Below are 16,671 nucleotides of genomic sequence, written 5' to 3'. Positions count from 1 at the left end.
TGCAAAGCGCGAGTGGTTTGAATTTACCGTAAGACAGTGGAGCCTTGTCTTGATGCAGTCGCTCATGGGGGAAACCACGGCAGTCGCTCATGGGGGGAACCCCCAAGACCGCGCTGCCTTCCCAAGACCGCGCAAATCACGCTAATCAATAAGTTTTCCCCCTTTTCTGCATAGCCTACCAACCATAAAGGCTCCACTGTCTAAGGTTTTGTCTCCGGGGGAAACCCCCTGTTCCGAAGCTGCATCGCTTCTTCGTTGTTTTCCTTTTCCTCTCCCTCTCGGTCGTCCCATGTTTTACCCAAATGTAAAAAACCTACCCCTGTGAGGAGGATAGATCCCCCTCCCGTCCCCCTTAACAAGGGGGAAGCTGTGCGATCGCTTTTCCCTGTTCCCTGTTCCCTGTTCCCTGTTCCCTGTTCCCTGTTCCCTGTTCCCTGCGCGCAGCGCTATAGATAACTCAGATAAATGAAGCGCCTGATTCAGTTTATTGTGATGACCTTGTTGGGGCTAATCTTAAGCCGTGGTATACACGCACTACCCTTCTCTGCTGGCCATCAGCACTCAGCCATTAGCACTCAGCCATCAGCACTCAGCCATCAGCACTCAGCCATTAGCCATCAAAACTCAACCCTCAGCAACACCAAGCAGAACCTAACAGTAAGCAGGACGCAACAGGAAGCAGAACCCACGAAACACTACTTGCTCTTAGAAGCAGGCAAACAATACTACGATGCTGGACAGTATTCTGATGCTGCACGAGTATTGCAGCAAGCGGCACAAGCTTATCAAGCCACAGGAGATATACTCAACCAAGCCCAAGCTCTGCGTTTGCTGTCCTTAGTGACTCAGCAACTCGGGGAATTGGATAAAGCCCAAGCAGCCATTGACTCCAGTTTGTCGTTGCTAGAAACCCTATCTAGGGGGAGTGAACGAGTATTGGCTCAAGTGTTGAACACTCAAGGGCGTTTGCAATTGGTACAGGGAAATGCTGAAGCTGCTCTGAACACCTGGCAAAATGCTGAAGCACTGTATGCTAAAGCCAATGATCGGGTTGGTGTACTTGGTAGCCAGATTAATCAAGCCCAAGCGATGCAGTCTTTGGGACTTTACCGTCGAGCCAAGAAGCTACTAACTCAGGTAAGACAAACCCTGCTGGCACAACCGGATTCTCCTCTAAAAGCGATTGGCTTACACAATCTTGGTAATGTGTTTCGACAAGCAGGGGATTTAGAGGAATCTAAACAGACCTTAACCGAAAGTTGGACAGTCGCACAACGAATACAATCTTCCCAATCCGAGAGTCAAGGGTGGCTGAGTTTAGGTAATACTGAGCGAGCCTTAGCCACAAGAGCAAAAGAATCGAATAATAACAAAGCATTCCAGCAGTATATCCAAGACGCTATAACTCACTATCAACAAGCAGCAGCAACCACCACCTCACCAATCACCCAAATTCAAGCACAATTGAATCAGCTAAGTTTATTGATCGAGACAGACCAGGAGAAATCTGCTCAAGCCTTATTGCCACAAATCCAGACATTACTAACTAAATTACCATCCAGTAGAGCATCAGTTTATGCCCACGTAAATTTCGCTCAAAGTCTGATCACGATAAGAAATGGAGAATTGCGATGCTCTGAAAGAGCCGCTACGGGATTGAGCTTGGCCAAAAGGCCACGCTACGCGAATGGTCACGCTACGCGAACGCAAATTACCAAACCAATTCCCACACCAATAACCAATTCCCAAGACATTGCTCAACAACTCAACACAGCCATTGAGCAAGCTCAAACCCTAGAAGACAAACGAGCAGAATCCTATGCCCTGGGCACCCTCGGTAACTGCTTTGAACAAACCAACGATTGGTCAAATGCCATAACCTTTACCAAGTCAGCACTTGTGATTGCCCAAGGGATTAATGCAGCGGATATTGCTTATCAGTGGCAGTGGCAAATGGGACGTATACTGAACGCTCAAGCCGAACAAGCCACTACCACCACACATGGTAATACCGAAGCAGTAAACGACCTGATCCAGGATGCGATTGACCTTTGGTCACGCTCCGCGATCGCTTATTATACCCAAGCCTCTAATACCTTAACGAATTTACGCAGTGATTTAGTTACTCTCAATCCTGACATCCAGTTTTCCTTCCGAGAACAAGTAGAACCGGTTTATCGACAGTTAGTTGATTTACTATTGCGTTCTCCTCAACCAAGTAACGATAATCTCAAACAAGCCCGTGATGCTATTGAAGCACTCCAGCTTGCTGAAATCGACAACTTCTTTCGAGACGCCTGCGCCAAACCAGAAAAGGTTAACATTGACAATTTAGACCCCACAGCAGCCGTCATTTACCCGATTATCTTAAAAGACGGCTTAGCGGTAATTCTCAAATTGCCTGAACCAGATAAATTGCGTTACTATATCCATAGTAACATATCAGAAGCTCAAGTAGACAAAGCGGTCAAAAACTTTAGGAATGTCCTAAGAAGACGTAGCACTAGTATTAGCAAAGTCAAAAAAGAATCCCAACAAATTTATGACTGGCTAATCAGACCCTTTGAAGAAGAACTAGACAGTCACCGTGAGGCAGACCAAAGCCCAATAAAAAACCTAGTATTTGTCCTAGATGGGTCATTACGAAATGTTCCTGTAGCAGCCCTTTATGATGGCAAACAGTATTTAATAGAACGGTATGCTGTAGCTGTGACCCCTGGCTTACAGCTAGTGGACCCCAAACCATTGCCACGGCAACAGCTCAGAGCCCTAATTGCTGGAGCTACTAACGCTCCCAGCTTTAAAAAAGAAGGTTTAGGACCAATCGATAACGTAGCATTCGAGTTAACAAAAATTGGGGAACAGGTAAACCGTAGTCAGAAACTGGAAAATCAGGAATTTATCAAAGAAAACCTGCAAAATCAACTAACCGCAGCCTCTTTCAATGTTGTTCATATTGCTACTCACGGTCAGTTCAGTTCCAATCCAGAGCAAACATTTATCCTAGACTGGGATGAGCGCATCAAAGTCAAGGATTTAGATAACTTACTACGGATGAGTGACCCCAGTGGCACCACCCCCATTGAACTGTTGTTACTGAGTGCTTGTCAGACTGCTACTGGGGACAAACGAGCCGCTTTAGGACTAGCTGGAATAGCCATTAGAGCAGGAGCACGCAGTACCCTAGCCACCTTGTGGCAAGTTAATGATGCCTCTACAGCCGAATTTATGAATCAGTTCTACCAACAGTTAAATAATCCACAGTTGACTAAAGCCGAAGCCCTGCGAAATGCTCAATTAGCGTTTCTGAAGAAGAAATATCCCAGCACAGACTACCATCGTCCTCATATTTGGGCACCGTTTATTTTGGTTGGAAATTGGCTGTAAATTCCAGTCTGTTTCAGTTAAAGGTTGAGAGGTTGAATGTTGAATGTTGCCGGTTGAATGTTGAATGTTGCCGGTTGAATGTTGCCGGTTGAATGTTGAATGTTGGAGGTTGAATGTTGCCGGTTGAATGTTGGAGGTTAAAGTTTTAAAGTTGAAGGTTAGAGGTTAGATGTTGAAGGTTTAACGTTGGAGGTTTAATACCAATTCTGGAAATTACGGCTACACATCAATTTCATCTACCACACTTACCACACTTACAACGCTTAAAATACTTACCACACTTAAAATACTTACCACACTTACCTCTCTTTCCCTATTCCTTAACGAGCACCGCTAAGCTGTTATGCATTTAAACTGTATATTATTGAAATTCACTAAAAAAGATAGAATCCACTACCCTTTTGCCTTTTGCCTTTTGCCTTTTGCCTTTTGCCCCATTTTAAATGCGTTTTAGCTTATAGTTTACTGAAGGTTACCCAAAATGTTTGTTTTAGAAATTGTTTCTACGAAACTTTGATCAGTCAATAGCTTAATCCAAGCAGTTTCAAGATTCATATTTTGTGGATCTTGCAGCCGTAATTCAGCTAGCTCAGTTAGGGTATCATACCATATGTGATGCTTGCCATAAGCTGCAATTCTCTCTAGAGGAGTGTTAGCCCCATTTAACTCCCTTTCTAGGTCTGGAGACTGGGCAACTCGGCGAACTAGTCCTGTCACAGACGCTGGAGTTGGGAATTGATTGGATAATTCTGTAGAAGGGCAATTGATCTCTAGATTCCAACGATAGGTTTGACCAACTTCCAAGGGATTTTCTGTCTTAGGAAGCGTAATACTAACAATGCCTGGCTGGTCTGGTAGTTTGAAAGATTTTCGGTAAAGATCGTTTTCCCCATCCTCATCCTGCAAGGAAAATTCTCCCGACGGTGCATCCTCTGAGGTGTAAGGTATATATATCCAAAAGGTTGGATAATCACTAACCGTTAAATCCAAATTATAACCACCTACTAAAGGAGTCAGTAGTGGAAGCTCTGCCTTGTATAGGCAATCACCACGGGTTCCAGTACCGTGGGGAGCAGAAGGAGTACCATTGTCTGGGGGTTTGGGATTGATAAAGTAAATTGGTACTTGTGGTATTTGCCCAAGACTGATGGATTGATCAGCCTCTACTCGGGAGACCAAGAAACAGCTGATCCAGCCAACAAAGACTAAATTAGAGGCAAATAGGTATTTAAGCCGAAATAATTTAGTTAACATGATAACTCAAAATTCAGATCAACATCGACAGATGTTTCCCTGATACATCGAATTGATTGATTCAGATTAACACCCCTGTATATCACCACTATTTCCAGATAAAATCAGGTTAATTGTTGTGATTATTAATTAGGAATTAGCCCTACAAAATTAGGGTTAAAAACCTCATTTTTTTTCAGTATGTGCCGACAAAATTTTTTATGATAATTAGCCCAGTTTATTATAGCATCAAGCACTATAATAATTTGCGGCTAAAGGGAGGGTTATCAAAGGTAATTTGCTATCATTATTCATTGGTAATTTGTAACTATTAAGAGACTTCTTAATGTAGATCACAAAAGACTAAGGAGTAATGACTAATGACGAGTCAATGACTATGATCACTTTTGTAAACGACAGTAAACGACTACACTAGTAGCCACCAATGCTATAGTAGCGGGAATTAATGGCACCCAACCACCTGTTACTATCAGCAAAACCGAGCAACTTCCATATAAAACAACCAAAGCAGTTCCAGTACCCAACACGACGGAACGCAGCACGTTAAAGTTTCCAGCAACCGTACCCCCGAGCACAGCCCAGCACCAAATCCAGAGCGCTTCACCAGGCTCAGACCACCACCAAATCAACGGTCGGTTATCCAGCACTGCACTGAGGATGTGACTGATCATCTGTGCCTGAATTTCTATCCCACTCATGGTCTCAACAGACCACTGACCACCACTGTAGGGTGTGCGCCAAAAATTATCATTAAAACTAGGCGCAATGGTACCGATGATCACAATGCGATTCCTGACTAAGTCAGGATTGAACTGATCCGTGAGAACCTCTGCAAGGGAAACGGTCTCAGCAATTTGACCGGAAGCTCGATAATTCAGTAATAGTTGCTGACCACGAGAGTCTAGATTGTGATATCCACCAGAATCCTTTTCTAGGGTCTTAAAAACTGTAGTGCCAAGCTTTAAGTAATTTTCTGTCACCTCCAACTGGATTCCTAGATCAGCCAGATAACGTGTTGCCAACTGGACATTAAATGAGTAGTAGCTCTGACAAGGAGATGGTGACCCTACAGCCAACAGATGGCGACGGATAATGCGATCGGGGTCGAGTAAAACATTATTAAAGCCTTGGCGAACCTCTGGGACTTCTGGAGGTGGGGAAACTCCTGGGTCTCCGTATTGGCAGATGGCAAAAAAGTGATCACTAGTTTGCATCCGAGTCGCTAAATCCTGGTATTCCCCTCCCACAGGATTCTCCCGATAAATATCCAAACCAATAGCTCTCGGTTGATACTGCTCCAGCTTTGCCAGCAGTTTTGCTAAGGAACGATCGGATAAGGAGGCGGCTCTTCTTTCTTCCTTAGGTTGGGACTGCACATCTTCTTCAGTGATTGTCACTAATAACAGTCGTGGATCGGGTCCTTCATTGGGTCGCAGCCGCATCAACTGGTCAAACCCTTGCAGTTCCCAGGGCTGGAATAGGCCAAGCGATCGCACTACCATTACCAAGCTAGTCACTACTATGCTAGATATCAGCACTGTCTGGACACTACGCCTCTTGGGTTTCCCTGAGACCGATGGTATTTCTGATGGTATTTCTGATGGTATTTCTGATGGTATTTCTGATGGTATTTCTGATGGTATTTGCGATGGTATTTCTGACTCTTGGCACAAATCTGCCCAAGCTGGGGGTTCTTGTCCTAGATTCTGGTAAATTACTGGCAACCAACTGGCGCAGGGAAACTGACGCTCCAACCCCTGCAATTGCTCCCGTGCTTCCCGGGCTGCCAGATATAAAGACTTACCATTAGCAAACCCCTTCAAAAAATACTTCAAAAAGTTTTGAGCGACCTGATCTGGCACCAACTCCCGCATTATAATCATTTGGGGAATTTGCAAATCATGGAGTTGCCTTGCCAATCCCAACCCATCACAAGAATTGAAAATTGCCAGTTTTAAGCCCTGTGCCACGGCTTTTTGGAAGGCATAGCGCAGCTCATCAATGGTTAAGCTATCGATGGGATTAATATAAATTCGACCGGTTTCCCCCTCTGTCTCACTATGTCCTGCGAAAAAGATAATATCCCAAGGTTGATCCCATAACTGGTCATTGATTTCGTGATGTTTGGGCTCCACCAAAAAGACTGTTCTTACATGAGGTAACTTCTCCAGTAGTTGTCGATCTGCCTTAATATTAATACCAGCACTATGACCTAAAATTGATAAAATTCTAACGTTAGATTTCCCGGTAGATACAGGAAGTTTATCGGGTCGTTTAAACTGTGTTCCACTCAGAGCAACTTCAGCATTGGGGTAACGCTCAAAAAAATCCCACAGATGCCAAGGCAGCTTTTGTAACTGGGTATTTTCCGTGCGAATCAGTACCCGAATCGCTTCTTCTGGGTTTAACTCTTCCCGTAATCGCTTATCAATAGGACGAAACTGTTCAGAATCGAGCCATCGTTTGAGTCTATTACCTAATTCTTTCGCTGAATCCCGACATTCCTTGAGCCGTTGGCTAATGGAACCACCATAGATAACTTTTCCGGGCTGGATTCTTGCGGGTGAACCTAGGCTCCGATATTTTTGGAGCCAATGGTATTGTAAGTAAGTAGTCAGTTCTGAAGCTGCAGGCAAGTAACCTGTCATTTCGAGTGTTGGCCGTGACCCTTCTTCCCCAATTTCTAAGCGTACCTGAAACCCCTGCTGCTGGGAATCACAATCTAGACTCAGGACAACTAACTTTCCCATATTTGGTAATTAGTTATTAGGTATTAAGTATTAGTAATCGATAACAATCTTCCCCATTACCCGTTACTTCTTAATAAATTTTATGCAATAGGGATTGATTTATAGACGATGCTTTCCCTGAGTCAGTTTCTCAATAAAAAACCAGCCCTGGTTACTCGGGCTTTTCTATAATCATACCAAATCCCCTGTTATAAGCGTTATCCCTGACGACTAGACGTCGCGACCTGACGGGGTGACAAACAGCCTTAAAAGCTTTACAGGGTGACCGGGTGTGGGGTGATGGGTGTAGGGGAAGATCAGGAGCTGGCTACGTTGCGACGAGACGGTTAAATCAGGTTTCGGAGCGATTGTTATCGCACCGGCTCACTCCAAATTCGCTGTCTTGATGCAGTCGCTCATGGGGGAAACCCCCAAGACCGCGCTGCATCGCTGTCAGCCATGCAAAGCGCGAGTGGGGGAAACCCCCACATGAAGGCGCTGCATCGCTTCTATTTTCCCCACCCCCCACACCCCACACCCCATACCCTGTCTAGTTTTTAGTCTTGTTGTCACCCCCTCAACGTCGCGACTATAGGAGCCAAATCCACCTGCGTGGGCTAAATTAAAAAAGGGTTATCCCGGATTTGGGATGAACTATTTCACAACACTTATAATACGAGGGTAGTGGTTATCATATTAATGAGGTACATTCAATTTTCCCATGGATCACTCCCTACTCCCTACTCCCTACTCCCTACTCCCTACTCCCAAAAATGTACCTCACCTATTTGATAAAGGCTAGATATCTAATTAATAATCTGATTAAAACAAGGCGCTTGTTTAAGAAGCATATTGGTAGCACAATCCCCCCTAAGGTCAGATTAAGAAATTTTCTGTAAAACTAACATCATTCAAAACTAACTTAATGCTAAAATGTTCTCCCGGTTCACCACTTACTTGCAACTTAATATTTTCCGTCTCTCTGGCTTGGGTTTGAATCACCGCAATTCCCTCGTGATCCAGCACCATAATCTGTAGATTCTTGGGAAGACGGTCTGCACCACCAGGAGGAAAGAGTTCAATGAATATATTCATTTTGGGTGAATCCGTTGGATGTAGCTCCACAAATAAAGCCACCTTCTCGGCACCCCAGGCAATTTCCGAACCGAGTAGCTTACCTCGTTTTACTCCCACGGTAGTATGCAATCCTTTACTAGGTTGATCAAAGGGGAAACTTCTGAAATCAAGCATTGGCTCCGGTGCTGGCGGTAAGATAGTTTCCACTGTCTTCCAATCTGCCTCAAAACTATTCTCTAACCACTGCCTTAATCGCACTACTGGTGTCTGGTTTTGTGGTTGCTGTTGTTGGGTAGGGTGTGTTTGCATAGTGTTGGACGGTGAAGCATCGGTACACAAGACCTTGGGTTTGAAACCATGACTATGGCTCCACTGCTTTGCCCCTGCCTGGGATAGGGGAGATTGCCGATACTCTCTAATGTGTGGCGGTAACTCTTTCAGGGTTCGCAATTGGTTGAGGGGTAATTCTTCTGTGAGCACTGTATCAGCAAATCCTACCAGAGTTGCCTCCTCCAATGCTTGATCAAGCTCCACCGCCACATAACCAATTCGTTCCTGCCAGACTGCTGCTGGAACTTTGACACACTTAGCCTCAGGTAAAACAAGTCTACACTCCAACTTACCATGATTTTTCACACTCAGATCCGCAACATCCATCAGGGTTTGCATCACTGGGTTCCAACTGTCGCTTTCCTCTAAGTTTGTCTCAAATCCCATACACCGCAAGTAAAAGTTAACTGCATACACTGCCAGAGTATTGAAATAAACCTGTTTGGCTTTAGTCAGATTAGCTTGGTGCTGTTGAAATTCCTTTGCTCTGCGATGTGCTGCTAAAGCTAGCGGAACTTTAAAGGTTAAGGGTTTAATGTACGACTTAATGGTAGACGTCATGATTACATCCTGTGCTGAGTCCAATCATAGTATTCCCTAACGTAGGAGCATAATCTAGCTAGTCATCCTAAGTCCTAGGTGAATAATATTTCTGAACAAAATAGTCTTGAGTTTGTTTTGATTAATAAATGTTACTTTGGGATGCTCTGGTATTATACCAATTTTCTAAAATCAGCCTACCAATACTGTAACATAAATTCCTATCCTTTTTTTCTTTGATAGGTAAAAATTAACTTGATTTAAAAATACTTAAAAAAAGCGATGCAGCGCTATGTAAAAAGCGTAAGTATTCAGCTATCAGCTATCAGCTATCAGCTCTCAGCTATCAGCTCTCAGCTATCAGCTCTCAGCTTTTGAATAAGCGATGCAGCAAGGGAACAGGGGGTTTCCCCCATGACCGCGCTGCATCAAGACAACAAGTAAGCATTGGTTTAATCTTAGTGAAGTCCCAGCGTAGAAGCCTGTGCCAAAAAGCTGAACGCGCACGCGTGAGCCTTTAGCTCACGGCTGACGGCTGACGGCTGAACGCGCACGCACCTCAAGTAGCGCATATGCTTACTAAAAAGCTTTTTAATTCCCTGTTCCCTGTTCCCTGTTCCCTGTTCCCAGATCCGCTGTTCCCAGCGCCTTTTAATTTTTAACATCCCTGAAACGGTATTAAGCACCCTGAGCCCATTTAGCTGAATGTCGAAGTTAAATCAATCACATCTTTGCAAACACCCTAGTATATTTTAAACTAGTAGAAGTTGGGTGACTTCTCTTGATCTTATAATTATTTTATGCCAACTACTCCTGTATATACTTTTTGATCTTAGGAGCGACTTCCTTAAGACAACGTTGGTAGAAATGACTTAGTGTAGGAACACTAATTCCGAATAGTTTAGATATTTCTTTCCATTTTTTACCGTCTATATAGGCTAAAGCGATAGTTTGAAACGTTGCTTCAGGATGGTTTCTAATATGCTTTTGAAATAGCCGATCAGGGTCTTCATAAATGTATTGTCTTACTTTTTCAGACAAGGGAAGATCTATTTCCGATTGTGGGATATTTTCGATAGTAATTAATTTTTTATTTAGTCCAGATAACGTTGATGATAAAGGGAGAGATGCTTGAGCCATCTCGAACAATAATGTATTGACATAAATTGGTTTTTTGGTTAGTAACTGGGATAAGTTTAATAAGACAATCAGGATATAAAAAACTTGCCATCCCTGATCTATTACTGTAATTCTCCCTTTAAGTATTAGCTGAAACCAAAGCAAAACCGTATCAAGTTTTGTTTTTTTAATCAGACGTTTCAAATCCGATTGAGTTCTAAAAACTTTGTTGTATTGAGATTGTAGAAAGGGTTCGTTAAGTTCTTTGCGGACTTCTTGTAACATCACATAAAGACGAAAATTAACCCACTTCATAAATTTGCCCTTGTCAGGATTGTAGACATTGATGTTTTGAAATACAAACCCTAAGGTTCTAATTACTGCATCTTGATAAACATCAATAGAAAAGCCAGGGGGATGGTACAGTTTGCCGGAAATTTGCAAAGCATTGATTAATTCTGTTAAAGCATACAGTCGTTCTTTAGTATGAGTTTTTTGTCCTTGCGCTTCTAGGGCGAGTTGTTCAAGGCGATAGTTATCTATTACCTTTTTAAAGGCCATATCTCGCCAAGATGTCCACTCTCTGTCAGAAATAAATTGTGGGCTATACCTATCAATAGTCTGCTCTAGATCCTGGGTTAGCTGTTTCTGCACTGCCTCCAAAATATCTCGATAAATACCAGATAGAGGTTGACCTTTGGATGGGCGGCAAATTTTACGCGATCGCAAAATTTGCTTAACCAGTGTTCCTAAAGCTTGCTGCCGCTCTTGAGTATCCCGTGGATAGCTTTGCACTTGGCATACCAGCTGCCTAATTTGATCTTTCATCGCTATCAATTAGAAAGACTGACCTGCTTACTTATCTAGCTGAGCTCACATTTTTATGGGTTAATTTACAAAACTTTATTTTTTGCCAGAATTATAGAATCGTAGGGTGGGCAGTGCCAAGCAACCCGATGGGCAAGCTTAGTGAATCTGTCCGATGCACTGCCGACCAAACATCAATCGTTTGGGACAATTTAGATCCGGAGATCCCAAGTGATTAATCCTAGGCTGAGCAGTGGCTAGCAACCCGATTGGCGTTGCTTAATAATGAAATGAAAGAGTTTTTAGGTGCGCTTTCCGCATCTAATTATTAAATTCGCCACGGGTCGCACCTGTGGAATCGGCATCTGGCTGTGGAATCGGCATCTGGCTGTGGAATCGGCATCTGGCTGTGGAATCGGCATCTGGCTGTGGAATCGGCATCTGGCTGTGGAATCGGCATCTTGCCCGTTTCATTTGTGCGCAGGCAGGATGCCGACACCACTGATATTCATTCCTTGATTCAGCAACCACAGAAAATGAGGGTGAGCCTTTTGGTGGTGCGTTACGGGGCGGACTATCCCAACACTGGCTACGAGGCGAAAAATCCGAGGCTTTCCGCCCCTAACGCACCCTACGCACTAGACCTCTCCAACAAATAAATTTATGGTAAAATAAGAGGATAATAACAGATTAATTTTAGTAATATTATCCATGAGTTATACTTGGAATTATATCCAGAAAAATCCTAAACAAACCAAACGATTGCTAGGGATAAATCATGAACAACTCTCTCAACTGATAGAACAAGCTAAGTTATTACATCGTCAACATCAAGAAAAAAATCAAAATCAAAAAGTCCGGCTAATTAAGCCTGGGGGAGGTGCTTCACAAAAATTATCACTTGAAGACCAAATAGTTTTGACGTTGTCTTGATGCAGTCGCTCATGGGGGAAACCCCCTGTTCCCTTGCTGCATCGCTAATTTACTTACGACATCACATAAACTTTCAACTTCTAGGACTACAGTTTCAGGTGAGTGAATCTACAGCAAACTCTACTTTTAACTACTGGCAATCTCTTTTCAGGGAAGCTCTACCAGCTTCTTTATTAGAACAAGTAAAAAAGTGCGAAGAAGAGTCGGAGATAATTCGGGAAGCTTTGACTGAGTATGAGTTAATAGTAGATAGCGCTGAACAAGTCAGGGAAAGACCTTTGGCCGTAGGCCACGCTACGCGAACAAATTATCATCATCAAAAAAAATTCTATTCTGGGAAGAAGAAAAGTCATACATTTAAAAACCCATTTATTGTGTTGCCAAAAGGGGAAGATATTGTGGACGTAGTCGTGGGCAAACCTGGCCCCAAAAGTGATATAAATATTTGTCGGGAAAGTTTAAAAAAATTTGATGATAAACAACGACTGAGTGGAGACAAAGCTTATGTGGGAGAAGAACAAATAAAAACTCCCCATAAAAAACCAAAAAATGGTGAATTAACCTCACAGCAAAAGAAATATAACAAGCTATTATCTTCAAACAGAATATTTGTAGAACACGGAATTAGATTGGTGAAAATTTTTAAAATAGCAGGAGAAAGGTTTCGCCTAAATTCTAGTAAATATTCTGAGGTGATTTTGACAATATGCGGTTTAGTAAGATTGAGAACAGGAGCCTTAGTATTACAAGTAACAAAAGCCTCTGAAAGTGCTGAAACAATTGAAGTTTTATCTGCTCATAGTTTTGGTGCTAAATTAACATCAATAGCTTCGTCAAGCCTATTATAGCGTTAATTCAACGTAAAATTGACTTGGTCAATTTGAGGGCTGAAAAGCAGTTACTGAGATACTTTCAAGTTTTTGGAGAGGTCTACTAAACAACCTTCAACCTTTTAGAATGTATAATTTAGAATTTAGAATTTAGAATTTGGAATTTGGAATTCTGCCTTCTGCCTTCTGCCTTCTGCCTTCTGCCTTCTGCCTTCTGCCTTCTGCCTTCTGCCTTCTACATTCTTAATTCTACATTCTTAATTCTACATTCTGCATTCTGACAGAAAACCTTCAACATTAAACCTCTCGACTATCGGTGGATTTTCTGGGTAAATCCTGAAGGTATTCTGGAAAATATGCCATCGGCTGCAACTGCCTTAACGGTAACTCATTAGTTGTAACATTTTCCACAAATCCCAGCAGTTTTGCTTCTGTCAAGGAGTCATTCAGTTGCACCGCTATATAACCAATTCTGTCTTGCCAAACTTCTTCTGGGACGTAAACAAACTCGGCATCTGGTGAGACTGGTTTACATTCGAGCTTGCCATAATTTTTAACCACTAAATCAGCCACATCTAGGAATGTATGCATGATCGAATTATGGCTATCACTAGAGTATAAATCAGTTTCAAATTCTAGACCCTGTAAATAATCATTAACTGCATACACCGCCAAGGTATTGAGATAAACCTGTTCGGCTTTTTCCAGATTAGATTGCTGTTGGCAACGCTTTTCTGCTAGCTGATGGGCTGGTTCTGGTAGTGTGACCATAATTAGTATGAGTATAATTTTACAGGCTGGTGTGGCTGAGCAATCTCTCTAGTTTAGCCTTATCAATCAATTATCAACTCTATGGGTAGTAGAATATAGATAGTAATAATTTAATTTAACCCCTACAGTTGATGTAGGTTTATGTATGGATAAGATTAAGCAGCGATTTTTTTTAGATCACTTTTAGCTCATTTAGTCTTCTATATATCTCTTGATTTCAGGGGCTAATTTCCTAAGATTACGTTGAAAGAAGTTATTAAGGGATGAAATTTTAATTCCTAAACAATCCGATATCTCTTTCCATTTTTGTCCGTCGAGGTAGGCTAACCCTATCACTTGCAAGGTAGCTTCAGGATGGTTTTTTATATGTTTCTGCAAGAGCTTTTCTGGGTCTTCTTTAAAATAGGATCTGACCTGGTCATACAACGTCAGTTCTGTTTGCGGTTGTGCCACAGTCTCTAGGGTAAGCGATTCCCCAGTGTTCTCAGACAAGTGTGAGGAAAAAGGGAGAGAGGCTTTAGCCATCTCAAACACTAATGAATTTCCTTTTTTCCGGTCTTTTAGGATTAACTGGCATAACAGAAATAATACTATCAGAATTTTAGTAATATTACTGGCCTGGGTCTTGTCTGTAATCCGGCTTTTGATGGTTAGTGTTATCCAAACAATCACATGATCTAGTTTGGTGCTTTTAATCAGAGCGCTCAACTGATATTTAATTCTGACAATTTTGCCAGATTGAGCTTGGATAAATGGGTCACTCAGGTCTTGTTTAGCCTTTTTTAACATCTTATCGAGGCGATAATTGACCCAGGCTATAAATTTTCCTTTTTCTCGATTGTAGTGATTGAGGTTTTGATAGACATAATACAATGTCCGATTCACAGCATCATCATAGACCTCACGGGAAAATTTGCCTCGATGGCAAAGCTTACCGGAAAGCTTAAGGGCATTGAGCAATTCCTTTAAGGCATAAAATCGCTCTGGGGTATGGGGTTGGTGCCGTTGTGCTTCTAGGGCTAGCTCCTGAAGACGACCCTCGTCGAGTACCTTCTTAAAAACACTATCCCGCCAAGAGGCCCACTCCTGATCAGAAGTTATTCGTAGATATGGGCTGTCAAGATCATCCTCAAGTTCATGGTTGAGCTGCTGCTGTACGGTCTGATAGATCTCTAGATAGATGCCAGATAAAGGCTGACCTGGACATGGGCGACACACTTTACGGGTACGCAAAATTTGCTCAACTAGTTCTGCCAAAGCCTGGTTTCGTTGTTGATTTTCCGGAGTATAATGTTGTATTTGAAGCACCAGATGTTGAATTTGCTTGTTCATGACCACCGATTAAGAATTCTTGTCTAATTAGTTATTAGGGTAATTTCCAAGTTTTCTGCAATTCGTTACAAAACTTTATACGTGTTTTTTATTTGTATAGTGAGGTACATAAGTAAAGCAAAAAAAGCTAAAATGCTGATTTTTTAAAAAAAATAATGTACTTCATTAGAATATATAAAACTATTTTTTTTACAAAACTTTATACTCTGTTGTAGAAAAATTGGATTTTCGGAGTGATTAATAAAGTGAGGGCAATCAAAAAAGCGTAATACTCTTAATGGCAAAACCGATAATAATGTGCTGTGTAATAGGGTTGAATTACTGCTGATTTGCTTACCCCCATAACTGGAAAAAAGATGTAATTCCCGTCAACTTAATTCAAGTTAAATCCAGGATAAAAACCATGTAAAATATTGCGGCTAATCAAGATCTGTTTGTGGATTTAAATCAGACCGATGCTGAAACAGTTAGCGGAGGAGGCTTTTTATCCATATTCGTGCTGGGAAAACGCGAGAAATTTACCGTTTCTAACCAAACTCATCTCCGTATACCTTACAGTGTTGATGGCAAACAAACATCCTACCCCTACGCTGGTGTGGATGTAACATGGACTACTAGGAAAGGAGGAAAGATTACCTTTGACTATGATTTCGGCCGACCAGGGGTCCAACGGCGAAAATACAATTTGTCCAATGGACGTAAATATGCGTTTCAACTCGACCGAAGGACTCCTTATCCATACGATATCGATCTCTTTCCCATAGGGTAGACCTACCGGCACAAGGTCAACATACTATCGGGTCAGGGGACTTTTTCCCCTGACCCCTTTTTTGGCTCTACCATTTCTTGTGTTCGATGAGATCCTCAATCCTGCTCGAACACTATCAACAAAACGGCGATGCTGCTGACATTTTGAGGGTTGCCAAAGATAGCGATCGCCTTTTTTTTGGGGTCTTCATGTGAACTTTTGTAAATGGCTGCGTAAGTTCCTGAGCTTCCCCTGACAAGTCTATAGAAGGGGTAAGCCAAGTTAACTGTCGGCAGCTTACCCCTCTACCTGGAACAACCATTGGCTTCCAGGAAAATTAAGTAAATTCTAATCAAGGAGAAAAATCATGTCAACTATCGACAAAATCACTGCGGCGGAAGAACTTTTCACTGAATTAACTCCCGAACAAGGGGCGGTGGTAGAAGGAGGAGCCACTTTACAGGTGAGATATCTGATTGCCAACAAGCCCAGTCAAAACGACCCCGTGATCCAGGCGGGACGAGGAACTGTCTTTGCTAAGGACAACGTCAATACTACTCAAAAGATTTTCAAAACCGTTAAATTCACTGGTAAGACAACCCTGTCAATTTGGGACCGAGATCAAGGAGCCTATAATGACGATCTCTTAGGCTTTGTCAACCTTAGTCAAGCTCCAACGGGTGTCAAGTCCCTCAAGGTTAACGGGTATACTCTGACTTACCGAGTCTTTTAAATCGAACCGAAAAAGCCAAAAACTGACTTTACTCAGGTCAAGTATCAAGATCTCCGTGAAGTAGAGTGATGCCCTTGACAG

Annotated in this window: 13 protein-coding genes; 6 read left to right on the top strand and 7 right to left on the bottom strand. The window is 42.4% G+C overall.

What is annotated here, in order from left to right:
• Positions 1-141 precede the first annotated feature (141 nt).
• Positions 142-291 carry a hypothetical protein gene (locus BJP34_RS44475; RefSeq protein WP_158517467.1) on the bottom strand — a complete coding sequence of 50 codons (150 nt, stop codon included), beginning with the start codon at positions 289-291 and terminating at the stop codon, positions 142-144.
• Positions 292-321: 30 nt separating this feature from the next.
• On the opposite strand from BJP34_RS44475, the gene BJP34_RS49430 reads away from it, so the two are divergent.
• Complete coding sequence (locus BJP34_RS49430) at positions 322-456, top strand: hypothetical protein (protein ID WP_267876372.1); 135 nt, start codon at positions 322-324, stop codon at positions 454-456.
• Between the two features lie 9 nt (positions 457-465).
• Positions 466-3,387, top strand: a complete 2,922-nt coding sequence (locus BJP34_RS25190; RefSeq protein WP_070394715.1) for a CHAT domain-containing protein — start codon at positions 466-468, stop codon at positions 3,385-3,387.
• A 462-nt stretch (positions 3,388-3,849) separates the two neighbouring features.
• On the opposite strand, the gene BJP34_RS25185 is transcribed toward BJP34_RS25190, so the two are convergent.
• The 4 genes from BJP34_RS25185 to BJP34_RS25165 form a co-directional block, all read right to left on the bottom strand.
• Positions 3,850-4,641 (bottom strand): DUF928 domain-containing protein, encoded by a 792-nt coding sequence (locus tag BJP34_RS25185; RefSeq protein WP_083305340.1) that lies wholly within the window; start codon positions 4,639-4,641, stop codon positions 3,850-3,852.
• A gap of 380 nt (positions 4,642-5,021) precedes the next feature.
• Complete coding sequence (locus tag BJP34_RS25180; RefSeq protein ID WP_070394714.1) at positions 5,022-7,391, bottom strand: CHASE2 domain-containing protein; 2,370 nt, start codon at positions 7,389-7,391, stop codon at positions 5,022-5,024.
• An 855-nt stretch (positions 7,392-8,246) separates the two neighbouring features.
• Positions 8,247-9,338 carry a DUF1822 family protein gene (locus BJP34_RS25175; RefSeq protein WP_070394713.1) on the bottom strand — a complete coding sequence of 364 codons (1,092 nt, stop codon included), beginning with the start codon at positions 9,336-9,338 and terminating at the stop codon, positions 8,247-8,249.
• A gap of 786 nt (positions 9,339-10,124) precedes the next feature.
• On the bottom strand, positions 10,125-11,264 hold the full coding sequence (locus tag BJP34_RS25165; protein ID WP_070394711.1) for a hypothetical protein: 1,140 nt from the start codon (positions 11,262-11,264) through the stop codon (positions 10,125-10,127).
• Positions 11,265-11,614: 350 nt separating this feature from the next.
• Between BJP34_RS25165 and BJP34_RS40875 the strand changes: the two genes are divergently transcribed.
• From BJP34_RS40875 to BJP34_RS25160, 3 genes are read left to right on the top strand one after another with little or no spacing between them, the layout of a single operon-like run.
• On the top strand, positions 11,615-11,902 hold the full coding sequence (locus BJP34_RS40875) for a hypothetical protein (RefSeq protein ID WP_149031170.1): 288 nt from the start codon (positions 11,615-11,617) through the stop codon (positions 11,900-11,902).
• Positions 11,903-11,954: 52 nt separating this feature from the next.
• Complete coding sequence (locus BJP34_RS47820; RefSeq protein ID WP_149031169.1) at positions 11,955-12,176, top strand: hypothetical protein; 222 nt, start codon at positions 11,955-11,957, stop codon at positions 12,174-12,176.
• Positions 12,176-13,024, top strand: a complete 849-nt coding sequence (locus tag BJP34_RS25160; RefSeq protein WP_229424016.1) for a transposase — start codon at positions 12,176-12,178, stop codon at positions 13,022-13,024. Before BJP34_RS47820 ends, BJP34_RS25160 begins: the two co-directional genes overlap by 1 nt.
• Before the next feature lie 279 nt (positions 13,025-13,303).
• On the opposite strand, the gene BJP34_RS25155 is transcribed toward BJP34_RS25160, so the two are convergent.
• Both BJP34_RS25155 and BJP34_RS25150 read right to left on the bottom strand, forming a co-directional pair.
• On the bottom strand, positions 13,304-13,777 hold the full coding sequence (locus tag BJP34_RS25155) for a DUF1822 family protein (protein ID WP_070394710.1): 474 nt from the start codon (positions 13,775-13,777) through the stop codon (positions 13,304-13,306).
• A gap of 192 nt (positions 13,778-13,969) precedes the next feature.
• Positions 13,970-15,109: a hypothetical protein gene (locus BJP34_RS25150; RefSeq protein ID WP_070394709.1), complete on the bottom strand. Its 1,140-nt coding sequence runs from the start codon at positions 15,107-15,109 to the stop codon at positions 13,970-13,972.
• 1,115 nt (positions 15,110-16,224) lie between these two features.
• Here BJP34_RS25150 and BJP34_RS25140 point away from each other — a divergent pair.
• On the top strand, positions 16,225-16,590 hold the full coding sequence (locus BJP34_RS25140) for a hypothetical protein (RefSeq protein ID WP_070394707.1): 366 nt from the start codon (positions 16,225-16,227) through the stop codon (positions 16,588-16,590).
• Positions 16,591-16,671: the final 81 nt, after the last annotated feature.

The organism is Moorena producens PAL-8-15-08-1 (assembly GCF_001767235.1).
Classification (GTDB): domain Bacteria; phylum Cyanobacteriota; class Cyanobacteriia; order Cyanobacteriales; family Coleofasciculaceae; genus Moorena; species Moorena producens_A.
Note: the sequence above shows the minus strand (reverse complement) of the source record. Positions and strands in the feature narration are given on the sequence as shown.

What these genes read in the sequence shown, in the direction of transcription:
- BJP34_RS47820 (WP_149031169.1), top strand. Translation starts at nt 11,955, where the DNA reads ATGAGTTATACTTGGAATTATATCCAGAAAAATCCTAAACAAACCAAA.
- BJP34_RS25175 (WP_070394713.1), bottom strand. Translation starts at nt 9,338, where the DNA reads ATGACGTCTACCATTAAGTCGTACATTAAACCCTTAACCTTTAAAGTT.
- BJP34_RS44475 (WP_158517467.1), bottom strand. Translation starts at nt 291, where the DNA reads ATGGGACGACCGAGAGGGAGAGGAAAAGGAAAACAACGAAGAAGCGAT.
- BJP34_RS25165 (WP_070394711.1), bottom strand. Translation starts at nt 11,264, where the DNA reads ATGAAAGATCAAATTAGGCAGCTGGTATGCCAAGTGCAAAGCTATCCA.
- BJP34_RS25185 (WP_083305340.1), bottom strand. Translation starts at nt 4,641, where the DNA reads ATGTTAACTAAATTATTTCGGCTTAAATACCTATTTGCCTCTAATTTA.
- BJP34_RS25190 (WP_070394715.1), top strand. Translation starts at nt 466, where the DNA reads ATGAAGCGCCTGATTCAGTTTATTGTGATGACCTTGTTGGGGCTAATC.
- BJP34_RS25140 (WP_070394707.1), top strand. Translation starts at nt 16,225, where the DNA reads ATGTCAACTATCGACAAAATCACTGCGGCGGAAGAACTTTTCACTGAA.
- BJP34_RS25180 (WP_070394714.1), bottom strand. Translation starts at nt 7,391, where the DNA reads ATGGGAAAGTTAGTTGTCCTGAGTCTAGATTGTGATTCCCAGCAGCAG.
- BJP34_RS25160 (WP_229424016.1), top strand. Translation starts at nt 12,176, where the DNA reads ATGCAGTCGCTCATGGGGGAAACCCCCTGTTCCCTTGCTGCATCGCTA.
- BJP34_RS25150 (WP_070394709.1), bottom strand. Translation starts at nt 15,109, where the DNA reads ATGAACAAGCAAATTCAACATCTGGTGCTTCAAATACAACATTATACT.
- BJP34_RS25155 (WP_070394710.1), bottom strand. Translation starts at nt 13,777, where the DNA reads ATGGTCACACTACCAGAACCAGCCCATCAGCTAGCAGAAAAGCGTTGC.